The organism is Pseudomonas sp. Sample_20 (assembly GCF_004307585.1).
GTDB lineage: Bacteria > Pseudomonadota > Gammaproteobacteria > Pseudomonadales > Pseudomonadaceae > Aquipseudomonas > Aquipseudomonas atacamensis.
Genome location: NZ_RCOA01000130.1, coordinates 1 through 18,242, shown reverse-complemented (window position 1 = coordinate 18,242; position 18,242 = coordinate 1). Strand labels below are relative to the sequence as shown.

At 61.4% G+C, this 18,242-nt stretch carries 14 protein-coding genes and 2 pseudogenes; 7 read left to right on the top strand and 9 right to left on the bottom strand.

Annotation, left to right across the window (positions count from 1 at the left end; all coding sequences use genetic code 11):
• Positions 1-70: 70 nt before the first annotated feature.
• From efeO (D8U70_RS26355) to efeU, 4 genes and pseudogenes are all read right to left on the bottom strand, one after another.
• Positions 71-895, bottom strand: coding sequence for an iron uptake system protein EfeO (gene efeO, locus D8U70_RS26355; RefSeq protein ID WP_016774710.1), 825 nt, complete (start codon positions 893-895; stop codon positions 71-73).
• Between the two features lie 46 nt (positions 896-941).
• Positions 942-2,219 (bottom strand): annotated as a pseudogene (gene efeB / locus D8U70_RS26350) (iron uptake transporter deferrochelatase/peroxidase subunit); the annotation flags it as partial.
• A gap of 17 nt (positions 2,220-2,236) precedes the next feature.
• Entirely contained in the window at positions 2,237-3,421 is a 1,185-nt protein-coding gene (efeO, locus tag D8U70_RS26345; RefSeq protein ID WP_130930108.1) for an iron uptake system protein EfeO, read from the bottom strand.
• Between the two features lie 8 nt (positions 3,422-3,429).
• The gene (gene efeU / locus D8U70_RS26340; protein WP_130930107.1) at positions 3,430-4,269 is read right to left on the bottom strand and encodes an iron uptake transporter permease EfeU; all 840 of its coding nucleotides are present in this window, start codon (positions 4,267-4,269) and stop codon (positions 3,430-3,432) included.
• Positions 4,270-4,542: 273 nt separating this feature from the next.
• Here efeU and D8U70_RS26335 point away from each other — a divergent pair, with 273 nt between their 5' ends.
• The 6 genes from D8U70_RS26335 (at position 4,543) to D8U70_RS26310 (ending at position 11,560) form a co-directional block, all read left to right on the top strand.
• A complete protein-coding gene (locus D8U70_RS26335; protein ID WP_130930106.1) occupies positions 4,543-5,559 on the top strand; it encodes an AraC family transcriptional regulator in 1,017 nt (338 codons plus the stop codon).
• 291 nt (positions 5,560-5,850) lie between these two features.
• Positions 5,851-7,515: an AMP-binding protein gene (locus tag D8U70_RS26330; protein WP_130930105.1), complete on the top strand. Its 1,665-nt coding sequence runs from the start codon at positions 5,851-5,853 to the stop codon at positions 7,513-7,515.
• A gap of 18 nt (positions 7,516-7,533) precedes the next feature.
• Positions 7,534-8,295 carry an SDR family NAD(P)-dependent oxidoreductase gene (locus D8U70_RS26325; protein WP_130930104.1) on the top strand — a complete coding sequence of 254 codons (762 nt, stop codon included), beginning with the start codon at positions 7,534-7,536 and terminating at the stop codon, positions 8,293-8,295.
• A 12-nt stretch (positions 8,296-8,307) separates the two neighbouring features.
• Positions 8,308-9,501 (top strand): acetyl-CoA C-acyltransferase, encoded by a 1,194-nt coding sequence (locus tag D8U70_RS26320; RefSeq protein WP_130930103.1) that lies wholly within the window; start codon positions 8,308-8,310, stop codon positions 9,499-9,501.
• A 142-nt stretch (positions 9,502-9,643) separates the two neighbouring features.
• A complete protein-coding gene (locus D8U70_RS26315; protein ID WP_130930102.1) occupies positions 9,644-10,771 on the top strand; it encodes an acyl-CoA dehydrogenase in 1,128 nt (375 codons plus the stop codon).
• 15 nt (positions 10,772-10,786) lie between these two features.
• Positions 10,787-11,560, top strand: a complete 774-nt coding sequence (locus D8U70_RS26310) for an enoyl-CoA hydratase (RefSeq protein WP_016774718.1) — start codon at positions 10,787-10,789, stop codon at positions 11,558-11,560.
• 91 nt (positions 11,561-11,651) lie between these two features.
• On the opposite strand, the gene D8U70_RS26305 is transcribed toward D8U70_RS26310, so the two are convergent.
• The 5 genes from D8U70_RS26305 to D8U70_RS26285 form a co-directional block, all read right to left on the bottom strand.
• Positions 11,652-12,803: an acyl-CoA dehydrogenase family protein gene (locus D8U70_RS26305; protein WP_041480377.1), complete on the bottom strand. Its 1,152-nt coding sequence runs from the start codon at positions 12,801-12,803 to the stop codon at positions 11,652-11,654.
• A 3-nt stretch (positions 12,804-12,806) separates the two neighbouring features.
• On the bottom strand, positions 12,807-13,913 hold the full coding sequence (locus D8U70_RS26300) for an enoyl-CoA hydratase/isomerase family protein (RefSeq protein ID WP_130930101.1): 1,107 nt from the start codon (positions 13,911-13,913) through the stop codon (positions 12,807-12,809).
• A gap of 142 nt (positions 13,914-14,055) precedes the next feature.
• Positions 14,056-14,742 carry an HPP family protein gene (locus D8U70_RS26295; protein ID WP_130930100.1) on the bottom strand — a complete coding sequence of 229 codons (687 nt, stop codon included), beginning with the start codon at positions 14,740-14,742 and terminating at the stop codon, positions 14,056-14,058.
• A gap of 156 nt (positions 14,743-14,898) precedes the next feature.
• On the bottom strand, positions 14,899-16,077 hold the full coding sequence (locus D8U70_RS26290) for an MFS transporter (RefSeq protein WP_130930099.1): 1,179 nt from the start codon (positions 16,075-16,077) through the stop codon (positions 14,899-14,901).
• A gap of 240 nt (positions 16,078-16,317) precedes the next feature.
• Positions 16,318-17,697: a UDP-glucose 6-dehydrogenase gene (locus D8U70_RS26285; RefSeq protein ID WP_130930098.1), complete on the bottom strand. Its 1,380-nt coding sequence runs from the start codon at positions 17,695-17,697 to the stop codon at positions 16,318-16,320.
• 243 nt (positions 17,698-17,940) lie between these two features.
• Here D8U70_RS26285 and D8U70_RS26280 point away from each other — a divergent pair.
• Positions 17,941-18,242: pseudogene (locus D8U70_RS26280) on the top strand (integrase); the annotation flags it as partial.

The window sequence follows — 18,242 nt, the reverse complement described above, 5'->3', positions numbered from 1 at the left end:
CCACAGGGAAATGCATTCCAACTGTGGGAGCGAGCCTGCTCGCGAAGGGGCCAGACCAGAGGCTAAAAAATCAGTTCAGACCCAACTTCCCGCGCATCATCGAAAGATCCTCCGCCAGCGTATTCACCGGCCCGACCAGCGCCTTGCGGTCGTTGTCCTTGACCTTGTCATAGGTCTCAAACCCGCCATCCGCAGTCTTGTACTTGGCCAGAATCCTGTCGACCGTGGCGAAGTTCTTGTCGACTTTCGCTACGAATGCCTTGTCCTGCTGTTCGATCTGCGGGCGGAACAGGTCGACGATTTTCTTGGCGCCGTCAATATTGCCTTGGAAGTCGTACAGGTCGGTGTGGCTGTAGCGGTCCTCCTCGCCGGAAATCTTCGTCGCCGCCACTTCTTCCAACAGCGCAGCAGCGCCGCCAACGACTTTCTCCGGCGGGAAGGTCAGGCCGGCCACACGGGTTTGCAGATCCTGCACGTCTTTGTTCAAACCGTCGGCCAATGCATCCAGACCCTTGGTGGACTTCTCCGCGAACAACGAATATTCGATGCGGTGAAAGCCAGTGAAGTCCTCGGCCTTTACGCCTTTTTCGTGATCGTCAACACGCGAGTCGATGGACGCATCGAGATCGCTGAACAGCTCGGCAATCGGCTCGATCGACTCGTAATACACCCGCGTCGGCGCGTAGAGCTTCTGCGCCGTTGCCAGATCGCCTTTCTTCACCGCGTCAGTGAACTGCTGGGTGTGGCTGGCCAGCTCATCGAGTTTCTCGGTGACGTAAATCTTGTAGTCCGACACCGGCCCCACCAGATCCAGCGGCGCGGTCGCGGCGAACGCCGCTAGCGGGGTGTTGAGCAAACCAAGGGTCAGCAATAACGCGAGTGGCGTCTTTTTCATGGGGCGGCTCCAGTGTCGGTTGGGTGTCATGCGGTTTTTTTTGGGAGGTGGCAGCGAGTAACGAGCGACCGATGAAATCGTCATCGCCGGTCACGCCGGGCAGGGTGAAGAAGTAACCGCCGCCGACCGGTTTGAGGTATTCCTCAAGCGGTTCGCCGTTGAGGCGGGTTTGCACGGTGATAAAGCCTTTTTCCAGATCGGCCTGGTAGCAGATGAACAGCAGGCCCATGTCGAGCTGGCCGTTCTTGTTGACGCCGTTGGAGTAGTTGAACGGCCGACGCAGGATCAGATTGGCCTGGGTCGCGGCGGTGCGCGGGTTGGCCAGACGAATGTGCGCATCGAGCCTGGTCAGTTTGCCGGCGGGGTCCTTGCTGTAATCCGGCACTTCGCTTTCCTTGTGGCCGCCGATGGGCGCGCCGCTGCTCTTGACCCGGCCGAGAATGCTTTCCTGCTCCTGCAACGGCGTGCGATCCCAGCGCTCGACGAAGTTGCGGATGATGCGCACCGCTTGATAACTGCCGTGGGCAGCCCAGGCCGGTTCGTCACTGTCCGGTTGTACCCAGACAATCCGCTCCATGGCCTTGGCGTCGTTGGAATCAGGGTTGGCCGAGCCATCGCGAAAACCGAGAAAGTTGCGCGCCGACTGCGCCGGTACACCGGGTTTGGCCGGGGCTTGCGGCGGGACGCTGCCTTCCTGTTTCCAGCGCACCAGCAACAGATCAGGAAGATTCTTGACGATGTCGCGCAGGGCGTGAATGTTGGTGTCGGCGGTGTTGGCGCAGAACTGCAGACTCAGGTCGCCATGGCAGCAATCGGCGTCCAGCGCATCGTTGGGAAAGCCGACCATGCGTTGCAGACGCTTGGGCTTTGCCGCCGCCAGACCGAAGCGCTCGTCGAACAGCGAATCGCCGACAGAGACGGTGATGGTCAGGTTGTCCGGGGTGACCACCGGGCCGAGGATGCCGGAGTCCAGCGGTGGCAGTTTCGGGTCGACCTGCGCGACCGGGCCGCCTTTCATCAAAAACGCGATGCGTTCGTTGAGGGTGCGGAACAGCCGCTCAAGGTCTTCGCGATCGCTGGCCAGCACATCGAACGCCACCAGCATCCCGGAGGCCGGGCGCGGGCTGACGATGCCGGCCTGGTGCACACCGTGGAAGTCGTGGCGGTCTTCGGTCTTGTCGCTGCTCGGCGCTTCGGTGACTTGCGCAGGCTGCGCGGCCATGGCCGGGCAGCTCAGCGCCGATCCAGCAAGGGCGACACCAGCGGCGCCCATGCCCATCAGCACGCGGCGCCGTTGCAGGTTGAGAGGTTCTGAATCGTTCATCTGTCGTGGTCTTCTGCTTACAGGCCGGATAGGCCGAGGGCGGGGTCGATGCCATTCAGCGCCGTGGCCAGGGCCTTGGCTTTGGCGGTGATCTGCTGGCGTTGCGCGGCGGTCACTGCGTCGTAACTGACGTAGCCATCAGCGGATTTGAACGCGTTGAGCTGGCTTTCGAAGTCACTCATGGCCTGGTCGACATTCGCCAACACGTCAGCAGAGGATTTGCTCAGCATCGGGCGCAACAGGTCGACGACCTTGCGCGCGGTCTGCGCGTTGGCGGCGAAACCGTTGAGATCGCTGTGGCTGTAGCGTTCTTCCTCGCCGCTGCCGGCGCGCACCTCGGCGAGGCTGTTGAGGTTGCGCACGACGATGCCCACCAGTTGCTCCGGCGGCAGTGACTGCGCGAGCAACTGTTGCTTGAGGGTGGTGACATCTGCGAGCAAGCGCTGGGCAATCGGCGTGACATCGTCGAGATTGCGCTGCTGGAACAGCGCGTATTCGAGGCGATGGAAACCGACAAAGGCCGGATCCTGTTCGCGCTTTTCGAAATAATCGGCGCGGGCATTGATCTGATTGTCCAGCTCGGCCAGGCGCTGCGCCGCCGGCGCCACACGCTGATAGGCAGCACGCGCCGGCAGGTACAACGCTTGCGCCTGCGCCAGATCACCACTGGCGATCGCCTGATTCAGCGCCGTCGCCGCTTTGATCAACGCGCTGCCCTGAACGGCCAGATACACGCGAAATTCCGACAGCGGCCCGACGAAAGCCACCATCGATGGCTTGGCCTTGGCGGCGGCATCGGAAGCGGCCGTCGGTGTGACGTGCAAAGTGCCGCGCGGGTTGCTGAGCAGGCCGCAAGTGATCGCATAGTCGCCCGGTTGCAGGTTGGCGTTGATCACCTGGCTCAGGCCCGGCGCGATGTTTTCCCGCTCTTCGACCACCAGCACGCCGTCGAGAATTTCCCACTCGACCGCACGCTCGGAGCGGTTGACGATGCGGAAACTGGCGCGGCCGGCCGGCACCGTCAGTGCGTTCGGCTCGCAACTGTGGGGATGGATGTTGACGACGATTTCGTCGTGGTTGTGCTGACGCTTGGCGGCGGCCATGTTCGAGGCGTACCAGAACAGCCCGCCGGCGGCGATCATCAGCAGCACCGAGCCGGCCAGCGCCCAACGCAGGGCCGGAGGGGTTTGGGTAGTAGACATGAAGGGCCTTATTGGCTGGAAACGGAAGTGGTTGGCGTCGCCTGGCGAGGCGCGGGCATGAAGAACATCACCAGTGCCAGCAGCAGATAAATCAGGTACGCGCCCAAGGTGCTGACGGTCGGCGCATCCTGATAACCGAACATGCCGGCCAGCACCGAGCCCAGCGGGCCGTCCATCGGCAGCGTCGCGCTAAAGTCGAACAGCACCGTTTGCAGGTGATTCCACAGCCCGGCTTCATGCAGCGCCTGCACCGAGTTGGCGAGAATCCCGGCGGCGACCACGAGGATGAACAATCCGGTCCACTTGAAGAACGCCGAGAGATTGAGGCGCATGCTGCCGCTGTAGATCAGGAAACCGACGATCACCGCCAGGATCAGGCCGAGCAGGGCGCCAACCGGCGCGCCCGGGCCTTCGCTTTGCTGGAACACGGCGAGCAGGAAGAACACCGTCTCCAGGCCTTCGCGAGCGACGGCGAAGAAGACCATGGCGATCAGTGCAATCACTTGATGCCTGGATTGCGTCAGCGCTTGATCCAGCGAGGCTTGCAGCGAGTGCTTGATCGACCGCGCGACCTTGCGCATCCAGAACACCATCGAACTGAGAATGCCCACGGCGACCAGACCGACCACGCCTTCGAATAATTCCTGCTGCTTTTGCGGGAATTCAGCGCTGACCAGCTCCAGACCACCACCGACCAGCAGGGCAAGGGCGGCGGCGAGGAAGACGCCGATCCATACCGCTGGCATCCATTGGCCACGGCCGGTCTGCTGCAAATAACTGGCAATGATGCCGACGATGAGCGCGGCCTCGATGCCTTCGCGCAACATGATCAAAAAGGGAACGAGCATTGGCGAGCCACAGCGATTTAGATAGGAGGCTAAGTTGTAACATAATGACACTCATTCCCAAATGGCATTCATTGACATTTAGCTGAACCTTAGCTGAACAACTGTGATTCCTGTGGGAGCGAGTCTGCTCGCGAATGCGGTATGCCTGTGACATTTGTTTATCTGACACACCGCCTTCGCGAGCAAGCTCGCTCCCACATTGGTCCTGCGGTGACTTCAGCAGCTGGGTTAAGATGCCCACCACCCAAAAAACAACAAGGCTCATCTCGCTCCATGGCGGAAAAAGACACCATTGCCATTCAACTGGTGCGCGAAGCGCTGCTGCAAAGTTGTGCCCCGGGCGCGGCGACGGATGAGGCGTTGAGCAAGGTCGGCATCGATCCGGCTTTGTTAGCGGCCGATGAGGGCAGGGTGCCGGCCTCGCAATACGCCAAACTCTGGCGCCTGCTGGCACGACGCGGTGATGACGAGTTCTTCGGCATGGACCCGCGCCCGCTCAAGTCCGGCAGCCTGGCATTTCTGTGTCGCAGCGCCATGGCGCAACCGACGCTGGCGGCGGCGCTGGATACCGGTCTGACGTTCCTGTCGCTGATGCTGGAAAAACTGCCGGCGCAACTGGTGCATCAGCAGAGCCTTGCGGAAATCGTCCTGCTCGAAGACGACGCCGAGCCGCGCCGCGCCTTTACCTATTTCACTTACTGGATGATCGTGCACGGCGTCGCATGCTGGCTGGCCGGGCGGCGGATTCCGATTCTCGCCATTGAACTGCGCTGCGCCGAACCGGATTTCACTGATGACTATCGGGTGATGTTTTCGGAAAACCTGCGGTTTGAGCGCCCGCGAACACGAATGATCTTTTCCGCTGATTGCCTCGATCTGCCGATCAAACGCAGTGCCGAAGAACTCAAGCGCTTCCTGGCCCAGGCGCCGGCGAACATTCTGGTCAAGTACCGCGACCCCGACAGCCTCGCCAGCCGGATCAAGCAGGATCTGCGACAGCTGCCCGCCGAGCAATGGCCGGAAACCGAGGCGCTGGCCCAGCAACTGTGCATGTCCGCCTCGACCCTGCGCCGGCGTCTGGCCGAGGAAGGGCAGACCTATCAGGGCCTCAAGGACAGTGTGCGCAAGGAGCTGGCAATCACCTGGCTGGCAGAGCCTTCGATCAGTTTCGTCGAGATTGCTGCACGCCTGGGTTTTGCTGATGCCAGTTCGTTCTACAAGGCGTTTCGCAAGTGGTCGGGGTCGAACCCGGGGCATTACCGCACACTGATCCTCAATGAGGTGGTCTGACCCGACGCCTTCGCGAGCAGGCTCGCTCCCACATTTTTGCAATGCGGTCTCCTGTAGGAGCTGCCGAAGGCTGCGATCTTTTGATCTTGTACTTGATGGTAAAAATCAAGATCAAAAGATCGCAGCCTCGTTGCACTCGTCAGCTCCTACAGGGGATGCGGCCCCAACCTCTTGGCCAAACCAGTCAGCCACTTTGATAACTTTGACCATTGCCCCGAGCCCCGCGCGGCGCGACTATCCCTGTGTTGTTTACGGTTCCCAGCCTAATAAAAACACCGAGGGATTCTGGCAATGCGCGATTACTTGTCTGCCACCGAACAGTTCGATTATCAGCACACCGTCGATGCGTCGCTCAGCGGCACGCTGGCGGCACTCAACGCCTGCATCGAATGTTGCGACCGCCATGCGTTGCCCGGGCGCATTGCGTTGTTCTGGGAAGGTCGCGACGGCTCAAGTGCGACTTACACCTTCACTGATCTGCAAGACAAAGCCGCGCGTTTCGCCAATTTCCTCCTCGCCCAGGGCGTGCAGAAGGGCGACAAGGTCGCCGGCCTGCTGCCGCGCAACGTCGAATTACTCATCACCGTGCTCGCCACCTGGCGCATCGGCGCGGTGTATCAGCCGCTATTCACCGCGTTCGGCCCCAAAGCCCTCGAACATCGCTTGAACAGTTCCGGGGCGAAAGTCGTGGTCACCGATGCGGTCAATCGTCCCAAGCTCAGTGAAGTCAGCGCCTGCCCGACCGTCGTCACCGTGGCCGGCGCCAAAGGTCAGGGCATTGTTCGCGGTGATTTCAGTTTCTGGGCTGAGCTGGCCAACCATTCCAATGTTTGCGAACCGGTGTTACTGACCGGCGAAGACCCGTTCCTGCTGATGTTCACCTCGGGCACCACGGGGCCGGCGAAAGCGCTGTCAGTGCCGCTCAAAGCCATCGTCGCCTTCCAGAGCTACACCCGTGATGCAGTGGACCTGCGCCCTGAAGACGCGTTCTGGAATGTCGCCGATCCGGGATGGGCCTACGGCATTTATTTCGGCGTGACCGGGCCCTTGGCGCTGGGGCACCCGATTACCTTCTACGATGGCCCGTTCACCCTCGAAAGCACCTGTCGGGTGATCAACAAATACGGCATTACCAATCTCACCGGCTCGCCCACTGCCTATCGTTTGCTGATTGCCGGTGGCGAGGAGTTTGCCAGATCGATCAAGGGCAAACTGCGCATCGTCAGCAGCGCCGGTGAACCGCTGAACCCGGAAGTGATCCGCTGGTTCGCCGATAACCTCGGCGTGGTCATTCACGACCATTACGGCCAGACCGAACTGGGCATGGTGCTGTGCAACCACCACGGCCTCGAGCACCCGGTGCATGTCGGCGCGGCGGGTTTCGCTTCGCCGGGCCATCGCATCGTCGTGCTCGATGAGCAATACAACGAACTCGGCGTCGGTCAGCCGGGCATTCTTGCCATCGACCGCCCGCAGTCGCCGATGTGCTGGTTCGGCGGCTACGAAGGCGCGCCGACCAAGGCCTTCGTCGGCAACTACTATCTAAGCGGCGACACCGTGGAGTGGAACCCGGACGGCAGCATCAGCTTCGTCGGTCGCAGTGATGATGTGATCACCACTTCGGGCTACCGCGTCGGCCCGTTCGACGTGGAAAGCGCGCTGATCGAACACCCTGCCGTGGTCGAGGCGGCGGTCGTCGGCAAACCCGACCCGGAACGCACCGAACTGGTCAAAGCCTTTGTCGTGCTGAGCGCGCAGTACCGCGCCGCGCCGGAGTTGGCCGAAGAGCTGCGCCAACACGTACGCAAGCGTCTGGCCGCGCATTCGTACCCGCGTGAAATCGAATTTGTCAGCGAATTGCCCAAAACCCCGAGTGGCAAATTGCAGCGCTTTATCTTGCGCAACCAGGAAATCGCCAAGGCTCAAGAGGCCGCGGCGCACAACGTTTCAGCTTGAATCCAAGGAAACACCGTCATGCAGATCGAGAACAAGGTTTTTATCGTCACCGGCGGCGCTTCAGGCCTCGGTGCCGCCAGCGCTGAATTGCTGGTCAGTGCCGGCGCCAAAGTCATGCTGGTCGACATGAACGCCGAAGCCGTCGCCGCTCAGGCTCAGCGCCTGGGTGCGCAAAGCGTGGTTGCCGACATCAGCAATGAAGCCGCCGCCGAAGCCGCTGTGCAGGCGACCGTTGCCGCATTTGGCAGCCTCAACGGCCTGATCAACTGCGCCGGCATCGTTCGCGGCGAGAAAATTCTCGGAAAGAACGGCCCGCACGCGCTCAGCAGCTTTGCGCAAGTGATCAACGTCAACCTGATCGGCAGTTTCAACATGCTGCGCCTGGCTGCGGCGGCGATCGCCGAGAGCGAAGCCAACGCTGACGGCGAGCGTGGCGTGATCATCAACACCGCCTCGGTCGCAGCGTTTGATGGTCAGATTGGCCAGGCTGCTTACTCGGCATCCAAAGGCGCGATCGCCAGCCTGACCCTGCCAGCCGCCCGCGAGCTGGCGCGCTTCGGCATCCGCGTGATGACCATCGCCCCGGGCATTTTTGAAACGCCGATGATGGCCAGCATGACCCCGGAAGTGCGCGACTCGCTGGCCGCTGGTGTGCCGTTCCCGCCGCGTCTGGGCAAGCCTGCCGAATACGCCGCGCTGGTGCGCCACATCATCGAAAACAGCATGCTCAACGGCGAGGTGATCCGTCTCGACGGCGCCTTGCGCATGGCCGCCAAGTAAGGAGGATTAGTCATGACTATGTCCAATGATCCGATTGTTATCGTCAGCGCTGTCCGCACGCCGATGGGTGGTTTTCAAGGTGAACTGAAAAGCCTTACCGCACCGCAACTCGGCGCGGCGGCGATCAAGGCTGCGGTCGAACGCGCCGGTGTCGCCAGCGACGCGGTTGATGAAGTGCTGTTTGGTTGCGTACTGCCCGCCGGCCTCGGCCAGGCGCCGGCACGTCAGGCCGCACTCGGCGCCGGGCTGGATAAATCGACGCGCTGCACCACGGTCAACAAGATGTGCGGCTCGGGCATGCAGACCACCATCATGGCTCACGACATGCTGCTTGCCGGCAGCGCCGACGTGGTGATCGCCGGCGGCATGGAAAGCATGTCCAACTCGCCGTACCTGCTCGATCGCGCCCGCGCCGGCTATCGCATGGGCCATGGCCGCGTGCTCGATTCGATGTTCCTCGACGGCCTCGAAGACGCCTACGACAAGGGCCGCCTGATGGGCACCTTCGCCGAGGATTGCGCCGAGGCCAACGGCTTCAGCCGCGAAGCGCAGGATGCTTTCGCCATTGCTTCGACCACCCGCGCGCAACAGGCGATCAAGAATGGCAGCTTCAAGGACGAAATCGTCCCGCTGACGGTGACCGTCGGCAAAGAGCAGGTAGTGATCAGCAACGATGAACAGCCGCCAAAAGCCAAACTCGACAAGGTTGCCTCGCTGAAACCGGCGTTCCGCGACGGCGGCACGGTCACCGCAGCCAACTCCAGCTCGATTTCCGACGGCGCGGCGGCGCTGGTGCTGATGCGTCAGTCCCACGCGCAGCAACTGGGCCTCAAGCCACTGGCGGTGATTCATGGCCACGCTGCGTTCGCGGATACCCCAGGCCTGTTTCCCACCGCGCCGATTGGCGCGATCAAGAAATTGGTGAAGAAGACCGGTTGGGCGCTGGATCAGGTGGATCTGTTTGAAGTCAACGAGGCGTTTGCCGTGGTCGGCATGGCGGCGATGACGCACCTGGAGATTCCCCACGACAAGCTCAACGTGCACGGCGGCGCCTGCGCGCTGGGCCATCCGATCGGTGCGTCGGGAGCGAGGATTCTGGTGACGTTGCTCGCGGCGCTGCGGCAGAAACAACTCAAGCGCGGCATTGCAGCGATCTGCATTGGCGGCGGCGAAGCCACGGCCATGGCTGTGGAATGCGTTTACTGAAGGCATCGCCGATCAACTGTGGGAGCGAGCCTGCTCGCGAAGACGTCGTTTCAGCCGGCACATGCGTGACTGATACACCGCTTTCGCGAGCAGGCTCGCTCCCACAGGGTTCTATGTCGTACTCAGATTTGAAGGAATCACGATGATCCCCAACGAAGACCAAACCCAGATCCGCGAAATGGCCCGGCAGTTTGCCGAGGAACGGCTCAAGCCGTTCGCCGCCGAGTGGGATCGCGAACACCGATTCCCCAAGGAAGCCATCGCCGAGATGGCTGAGCTGGGCTTTTTCGGCATGCTCGTGCCGGAGCAGTGGGGCGGCTGTGAAACTGGCTACCTGGCCTACGCCATGGCCCTGGAAGAAATCGCCGCGGGCGACGGTGCGTGCTCGACGATCATGAGCGTGCACAACTCGGTCGGCTGTGTGCCGATTCTCAAGTTCGGCAATGATGACCAGCGTGAACGCTTCCTCAAACCATTGGCCAGCGGCGCCATGCTCGGTGCGTTCGCGCTGACCGAACCGCAGGCCGGTTCCGATGCCAGCAGCCTGAAAACCCGCGCGCGGCTGGAAGGCGATCACTACGTGCTCAACGGTTGCAAACAGTTCATCACCTCCGGGCAGAACGCCGGCATCGTGATCGTGTTTGCCGTGACCGACCCGAGCGCCGGCAAGCGCGGGATCAGCGCGTTTATCGTGCCGACCGACTCGCCGGGCTACAAAGTCGCGCGGGTCGAAGACAAACTCGGCCAGCACGCCTCCGACACCTGCCAGATCCTCTTCGAAGATGTGAAAGTGCCGGTGGCCAATCGGCTGGGCGAGGAGGGCGAGGGCTACAAGATTGCCTTGGCCAACCTCGAAGGCGGCCGCGTCGGTATCGCCTCACAAGCCGTCGGTATGGCCCGCGCCGCGTTCGAGGCCGCGCGTGATTACGCCCGCGAGCGTGACACCTTCGGCAAGCCGATCATCGAGCATCAGGCCGTGGCGTTCCGCCTGGCGGACATGGCCACGCAAATTGCCGTCGCCCGGCAGATGGTGCATTACGCCGCAGCCTTGCGTGACAGCGGCCAACCGGCGCTGGTCGAGGCGTCGATGGCCAAGCTGTTCGCCTCGGAAATGGCCGAGAAGGTCTGTTCCATGGCCTTGCAAACCCTCGGCGGTTACGGTTACCTCAACGACTTCCCGCTGGAACGCATCTACCGCGACGTGCGCGTCTGCCAGATCTACGAAGGCACCAGCGACATTCAGCGCATGGTCATTTCGCGCAATCTCTGACAAGGAATTTTATTCATGACTTACGAAACGATTCTGCTGGAAACCCGCGACCGCGTTGGCCTGATCACCCTCAACCGGCCGCAGGCGCTGAACGCGTTGAACGCGCAACTGGTCAGCGAAGTGAACCACGCCCTCGATACGCTGGAAGCCGATGCGCACATTGGCTGCATCGTCCTCACCGGTTCGAAAAAAGCTTTCGCTGCCGGCGCCGACATCAAGGAAATGGCTGAGCTGACCTATCCGCAAATCTACATGGACGACCTGTTCAGCGACAGCGATCGAGTGGCCAACCGACGCAAGCCAATCATCGCAGCGGTCAACGGCTTTGCCCTCGGCGGCGGCTGTGAACTGGCGCTGATGTGCGACTTCATCCTGGCTGGCGACAACGCCAGATTCGGCCAGCCGGAAATCAACCTCGGCGTGCTGCCGGGCATGGGCGGCACCCAGCGCCTGACCCGCGCCGTGGGCAAAGCCAAAGCCATGGAAATGTGCCTGAGCGGGCGCATGATCGACGCGGTGGAAGCCGAGCGCTGCGGCATCGTCGCGCGGATCGTGCCGAGCGATGAGCTGCTTGATGAGGCGCTGAAAGTTGCAGCGGTGATCGCTGGCAAGTCACTGCCGATTGCGATGATGATCAAGGAGAGCGTCAACCGCGCGTTCGAGGTCAACCTGAGCGAAGGCGTGCGTTTCGAGCGGCGGGTGTTTCATGCCGCGTTTGCGACGCAGGATCAGAAGGAAGGGATGGCGGCGTTTATTGCCAAGCGTGAGGCTGCATTCCAAGGCAAATAGATGAGGTGCCTAAGCTGACGCTTTCGCGAGCAGGCTCGCTCCCACAGGATCTGCACCGTCCAATGTGGGAGCGAGCCTGCTCGCGAAGCTTTTACAGCTGATAGTTCTTCAAATCCCGCGCAATCACCATCCGCTGTATCTCGCTCGATCCTTCATAAATCTGGGTAATCCGCGCATCGCGGTAGTACTTTTCGACCGGGTAATCCTCCAGATAGCCATAGCCGCCATGGATCTGGATCGCCGACGAACAGACCTTCTCGGCCATTTCCGAAGCAAACAGCTTGGCCTGCGAAGCCTCGGACAAGCATGGTTTGCCCGCCGTCCTCAGCCGCGCCGCATGGAGGATCAGCAACCGCGCGGCGTTGATCTGCATGTGCATGTCAGCCAGCAGATTGGCGATGCTCTGGTGCTCGATGATCGGCTTGTCGAATTGCACCCGGTCTTTCGAGTAGGCCAACGCCGCTTCAAACGCTGCCCGGGCGATACCCAATGCCTGCGCGGCGATGCCGATGCGTCCGCCTTCAAGGTTGGACAGGGCAATCGCCAGGCCCTTGCCGCGTTCGCCGAGCAGATTCGCCTCGGGGATGCTGCAGTTGTTCAGCGTCACCGCGCAGGTGTCGGAGGCGCGGATGCCCATTTTGTGTTCGGTACGATCGACGATGAAACCCGGTGTGTCGGTGGGCACCAGAAACGCCGAAAGGCCTTTCTTGCCAAGATCCGGGTCGGTCACCGCGAAGACGATCGCCAGTTTTGCCCGCTTTCCATTGCTGACGAATTGCTTGGCGCCGTTGATCACCCATTGGCCGTCGCGCAGTTCGGCGCGGGTGCGCAGGTTGTGTGCTTCGGAGCCGGCCTGGGGTTCGGTCAGACAGAAGCAACCGATGGTCTGCCCACTGGCCAGATCGGCCAGCCAGGTCTGTTTCTGTTCGTCGCTGCCGTAGTTGAGCACCGGGCCACAACCCACCGAGTTGTGAATGCTCATGAACGCGCCGGTCGCGCCATCGCCGGCAGAGATTTCCTCAACCGCCAGGGCATAGGCAACGTAATCGACGTAGGTGCCACCCCATTCTTCCGGCACAACCATGCCGAGCAGGCCCAGCTCGCCCATCTTCGCCACCAGCGCGTCGTCGATCCAGCCAGCCTTTTCCCAGGCCTGGGCGTGGGGCGCGATTTCGCCACGGGCAAAATCCCGGGCCATGTCGCGGATCATCACTTGTTCTTCAGTCAGTTCGAGATCGTGCATGACTCAGCTCCCGCTCTCATCAAAACCATGGAAGAAGCTCGCCACCTGCGCAGCGTCCAGCTCAGCGACGGTTGGCGGGTTCCAGCGCGGTGACTTGTCCTTGTCGATCAGCAGGGCGCGCACGCCTTCGATCAGGTCGCCACGGGCAAACCACTGGCGGTCCAGATGCAGCTCCAGAGCAAAGCAATTCTCCAGACTCAAATGTCTGCCGCGACGGAGCATTTCCAGGGTCACGGCCATGGCCAGCGGCGAGCGAGTTTCCAGCAGATCCGCCGTGGTGACCGCCCATTCGTGGCTGTCGGCGACAGTGACGGCGCGCAATTGCTCGATCATGCTCGGCACGTCGGGCAGGGCGAAGAAGTGGTCGATGGCCGGGCGCAACGCTTGGAGGGGCGCATCGGGCAGGGTTTGCACGGCGTGCTTGGCCAGCAGGTTCTGCAGCGACTTCAGCGGCGTGTCCTGCCACTCCATCTGATCGAGTTTTTCGTCGAGCAGGGCCAGTTTGCTGCTGTCCAGATACCAGTCGGCGAGGCCGCAGTACAGCGCATCGGCCGCGCGAATCTGCACGCCGCTGACGCCCAGATAAATCCCCAGTTCACCGGGAATGCGTGGCAGGAAATAACTGCCGCCGACGTCGGGGAAATAACCGATGGCCACTTCCGGCATCGCCAGTCGGCTCTTCTCGGTGACCACGCGCAGATCGGCGCCTTGTACCAGGCCCATGCCACCGCCGAGGACGAAACCGTCCATCAGGGCCAGCACCGGTTTGCGGTAGTGATGAATCGTCAGGTCGAGGGCGTATTCCTCGACGAAGAAATCTTCGTGCAGCGTGTCGCCGCTCTTGTAGCTGTCGTACAGCGAACGAATATCGCCGCCGGCGCAGAATGCCTTTTCGCCGGCACCGCGCAATACCACGGCGTGCACATCGGCGTCAGACGCCCAGGCATCGAGCTGCTGTTGCAGCAGACGCACCATGTCCAGGGTGATTGCATTGAGGCCCGCAGGGCGGTTGAGGGTCAGGTGGCCGATATGGTTGCGCACCTCGGCCAGCACGTCGTTTGGTAAGGCATCCATGGACGGGGTCCGCCGGGATGAAGCCTGAGCTGTCATCTGTAACTCCCTGCTTTTTATTGTCTTTATTCGAAAAGCCCGCGCGCGGGCGTTAGCGGATCGTAACAGTGCAAATTTGTCGTGTACAACGGGGATATGTGCAGGGGGAATCTGCGTTTTTACATGCCTCGAAATTGCGTGGCTATCGAAAGGTTTCGCTGATGCTGCGGCGCTTGGCGTGCAATTCGCTGGCGTGGATCAGCCGTTCGAGGTCTTCGGGGGTGACGTCGATGAAGGCTTCCATGTCGGCCAGCGCCAGTTTCAGGTCTTCGACGGTAATTGCCTGGCGGTCGACCGGGACCACTGGCGGTGCCGGGTCAGCAGCGCGCTTCGGATAGCGGATGCGGGTCAGGTTGTTATAGGCCAGCGCGCTGACGAGCATGCACAGCGCGCCGAGCATCACCGGCTCCATGGCTTTCCAGTCCATGGCGATGGTCGCAGGGTCGGCCAGCACCAGTGTCAACGCCAAGGCGCCGGCCGGTGGGTGCAGGCAACGCAGCCAGCACATCAGAATCACTGCCATGCCGGCGGCAAGGCAGGCGCTGCCCAGCGTACGGCCAAGCACATGGGCGACCAGCAAGGCGACCACGCCGGCGCACAGGTAGCCGCCGAGAATCGACCATGGCTGGGCGAGGGCGCCGGAGGACACGGCGAACAGCAGCACCGCCGAAGCGCCGAGCGGGCCGACCAAGTGAAAGGCAACGTCATGGCCGAACACCTGCGCGCACATCCACACGCTGAACAGCGTGCCCAAGGCCATGCCGATCGCGGCACGGCTCCATTCAGTGGGGCGGGTGTTGATGGCAGCGGGCAACCAGCGAGCAAGCATGTAGAACTGATCCTTTACAAAATCCGGGGCAAAAAAAAGGACTTGTCCGGCATATCCGGAAAGCCCTCGAAGCGTTCCAACATTGGGGGAGGAACGCGCGTAGTTTGCCGATCAAACTCGATGCTGACAAATTCATATAAATGCAGTTTTAGTGCACTATTTTTGCATTGAAGCGGTGCGGCGCGCACTGATGAAGCACAGATATCCGCCCAGCGCCGCCAAGCCGCTCAGGGCGTAGAACATGCTCGGCGCCGGCGTGTGCATCAATAGAAACCCGCACATTACCGGGCTGGCAGCCCCGCCAAGCGCTGACAGGTTCTGCGCGCCGTAGTAACTGCCGCGCAGTGCCTCCGGGGCGAGGGTATCGACGAAGAGGAAGTCTGCCGGGTAAATGATCATTTCGCCCAAGGTGAAGATGAACATCGCCACGCACCAGCCGAGCAGGCTGTCCGCCAGACTGAAACCGATCAACCCGACGATGAACAGCGCGGTGCCGCCGGCAATCCAGTGACGCAGGTGTTCGCGACTGAGCCAGCGACCCACCTGGTACTGCAGCAGGATCACCGTGATTGCGTTGCAGGCGAGCAGGGCGGCCATGGTGTCGAGCGTTTGTTGCTGGGTGTGGGTGACCAGCAGGTATTGCGACAGGTACAGCGTAAAGCGCCCGTGCACCAATGTGCTGAGCAGGCAACCGAGGGTGAACAGCACCATGGTGCGGTCGTTTTTCAGGATCATCAGCGTGTTGAGGAAACTTTGCGGCGCACTGCCGGATGTTATCGGACTGGCATCCCTGGTCGCGCCGAGCAGCAGAAAAATACTGCCAATGGCGATCGCGCCGGCAACGATGAACGGCGCGGACGACTGCACCCCGGCAATCACCACGCCAATCATCGGGCCGACGGCGTAGCCGATATTGGTCAGCGTGTAATTGAGAGAAAACGCCTTGACCCGCTGGCCCACCGGCAGGTTTTCACTGAGGATTGCCTTGGAGCCGATCAGGAACAGCGCCGACGCGGTTTCGCTGATGATCAGCACCAGGGTGACCAGATACAGGTTCTGCGCGAAGGTCAGCAGGATCAGGCCGATACCGCTGGAGAGCATGGCCACAATCAGCAACTGGCGCTTGTCCAGCTTGTCGATGATGTAGCCGCCGTACAGCGACAGCAGCGTGGCGCTGAACACGGCGATGCCGAGCAGCAAGCCGACATCCTGCGGATTGAGGCCAAGCTTGTTGCTGAGGAACAGCGTCAGCAACGGACTGACCAGGGCGCGGCTGATGACCACGGTCAGCGAGCTGATCATCAACCGGCGAATGAACGGCGAATACATGGCCACGGAGGGGGAATGTCCTTATTCGGGAAGCCTGGGCGAACACCATCCTCTCTGGGCAGCCGCCACCGGTCAAGCTGATACACCAGCTTCCCTCGGAGCATATGATTTCCCTGTGGGAGCGAGCCTGCTCGCGAAGGCGGCGGATCAGTCACCTCCAATGTCGCTGACATACCGTATTCGCGAGCAGGCTCGCTCCCACAGGGTCTGAACCTCACGATTACCACTGACTCCCACAGGCGCAAATCAAGCCACATCCGAAGCCGCCGGCCACTGCCGCAAGGTGATCGGCAACTTGCACGACTCGCCACGCCCCATCGGGAAATACTGGAAACCATTGCGCGCCAGGCGCCCGGCGTCGTACAGGTTACGGCCGTCGAAGATGACCGGGCTGTTGAGGCGCTGTTTGATCAGCTCGAAATCCGGGGCCTTGAACTGTTGCCATTCGGTACAGATGATCAACGCATCGGCGCCGGCCAGTACCGATTCCGGCGTGCCCATCAACATCAGTTTTGATTCGTTTGGATAGAGATTCTGGGTTTCCACCATGGCTTCCGGATCAAACGCGCGCACGCTGGCCCCGGCAGCCCATAAATCTTCGAGCAGAACCCGGCTCGGCGCGTCGCGCATGTCGTCGGTGTTGGGCTTGAACGCCAGGCCCCACAGAGCAAAGGTCTTGCCGCGCAAATCGCCCCGGTAGAACGCGTTGATGCGCTCAAAGAGCTTGTGCTTCTGCCGCTGGTTGATCGCCTCAACCGCTTGCAGCAGATCACTGGAGCAATGCGCCTGTTCGGCACTGTGAATCAAGGCGCGCATGTCTTTGGGAAAACACGAACCGCCGTAGCCGCAACCCGGATAGATAAAGTGATAGCCAATCCGCGTATCGGCACCGATGCCCTGGCGCACTGATTCGATGTCCGCGCCGAGGTGCTCGGCGAGTTCGGCGATCTGGTTGATGAAACTGATCTTGGTCGCCAGCATGCAGTTGGCGGCGTATTTGGTCAGCTCGGCGCTGCGCAGGTCCATGAACAGGATGCGGTCATGGTTGCGGTTGAATGGCGCGTACAGATCGCGCATCACATCGCGTACTTCAGCGCCTTCGCAACCGATGACGATCCGATCCGGCCGCCGGCAATCAGCAACCGCTGAACCTTCCTTGAGAAATTCCGGGTTGGAGACAATATCGAACTGCAGCAGGCGGCCAATCTTGATCAGGGCCTTTTCGATGTGGCTGCGCAAAGCGTCACCCGTGCCCACCGGCACCGTGGATTTTTCCACGACGATCAACTGCTGCTCACGGTGTCGGGCAATCGCGTCGCCGACCGACAACACGTAGCGCAGGTCCGCCGAACCGTCCTCCCGTGACGGCGTGCCCACCGCGATGAACGCCACCCGCCCATGCAACACTGCGAGTCGCTCATCAGTGGTGAATTGCAGGCGTTTCGAGTCCAGGCCCTCGCGCACCAGGCTGGCCAGCCCCGGCTCGTAAATACTGACGTGCCCCTGGCCCAATTGCTCAATCTTCTGCGCGTCGATATCCATGCACACGACATCGTGACCGACCTCAGCCAGCACCGCCGCTTGCACCAGACCGACGTAACCACTGCCAAACACCGTGATCTTCATGCCGCACTCCTGTTCGCAGTCCCTGCATTGAACATAAGAGCGCGATGTTTCAGTTCGCCTACCGTGCTGATAAAGCAGCAAACAGACCGTTCGGGGAATGCCCGATTGACTTTTACCGCCTCGAACGGCAGGTTGTCGGCCTTTCGCGGCAACCCCTGTCATTGAGTCACGCCGTTTTTTTGCGTTTCATTTCATGCATTTATAGTTTTTGTTGAATCATTTTTTATTCCAAGGCCGTTTCGTTTGAGTGATTTGTCGAGTACCCAACCTGCACCGTCCACCAGCAATCCGCTGACCGTTTACCTGGCACGACTGGCACCTTCCAGCCAGTTGACCATGCGCTATGTGCTGCAAGATGCCGCTGACCGCCTCGGTTTCGAAGACGTCGATATCGAAGAAATCCCGTGGCACGGCCTGCAACCGGAAGACGTGGTGGCGCTGGTCGCCGCTTTGCGTGCCGACGGTTATGCACCGAACACCTCTTCGCTGTACGTCAACGCCGTGCGCGGGGTGATGAACGAGGCGTGGCGCATGAGCCTGATCAG

Coding starts and splice junctions, on each gene's coding strand:
- efeO (WP_016774710.1), bottom strand. CDS start 895: ATGAAAAAGACGCCACTCGCGTTATTGCTGACCCTTGGTTTGCTCAAC.
- efeO (WP_130930108.1), bottom strand. CDS start 3,421: ATGTCTACTACCCAAACCCCTCCGGCCCTGCGTTGGGCGCTGGCCGGC.
- efeU (WP_130930107.1), bottom strand. CDS start 4,269: ATGCTCGTTCCCTTTTTGATCATGTTGCGCGAAGGCATCGAGGCCGCG.
- D8U70_RS26335 (WP_130930106.1), top strand. CDS start 4,543: ATGGCGGAAAAAGACACCATTGCCATTCAACTGGTGCGCGAAGCGCTG.
- D8U70_RS26330 (WP_130930105.1), top strand. CDS start 5,851: ATGCGCGATTACTTGTCTGCCACCGAACAGTTCGATTATCAGCACACC.
- D8U70_RS26325 (WP_130930104.1), top strand. CDS start 7,534: ATGCAGATCGAGAACAAGGTTTTTATCGTCACCGGCGGCGCTTCAGGC.
- D8U70_RS26320 (WP_130930103.1), top strand. CDS start 8,308: ATGACTATGTCCAATGATCCGATTGTTATCGTCAGCGCTGTCCGCACG.
- D8U70_RS26315 (WP_130930102.1), top strand. CDS start 9,644: ATGATCCCCAACGAAGACCAAACCCAGATCCGCGAAATGGCCCGGCAG.
- D8U70_RS26310 (WP_016774718.1), top strand. CDS start 10,787: ATGACTTACGAAACGATTCTGCTGGAAACCCGCGACCGCGTTGGCCTG.
- D8U70_RS26305 (WP_041480377.1), bottom strand. CDS start 12,803: ATGCACGATCTCGAACTGACTGAAGAACAAGTGATGATCCGCGACATG.
- D8U70_RS26300 (WP_130930101.1), bottom strand. CDS start 13,913: ATGACAGCTCAGGCTTCATCCCGGCGGACCCCGTCCATGGATGCCTTA.
- D8U70_RS26295 (WP_130930100.1), bottom strand. CDS start 14,742: ATGCTTGCTCGCTGGTTGCCCGCTGCCATCAACACCCGCCCCACTGAA.
- D8U70_RS26285 (WP_130930098.1), bottom strand. CDS start 17,697: ATGAAGATCACGGTGTTTGGCAGTGGTTACGTCGGTCTGGTGCAAGCG.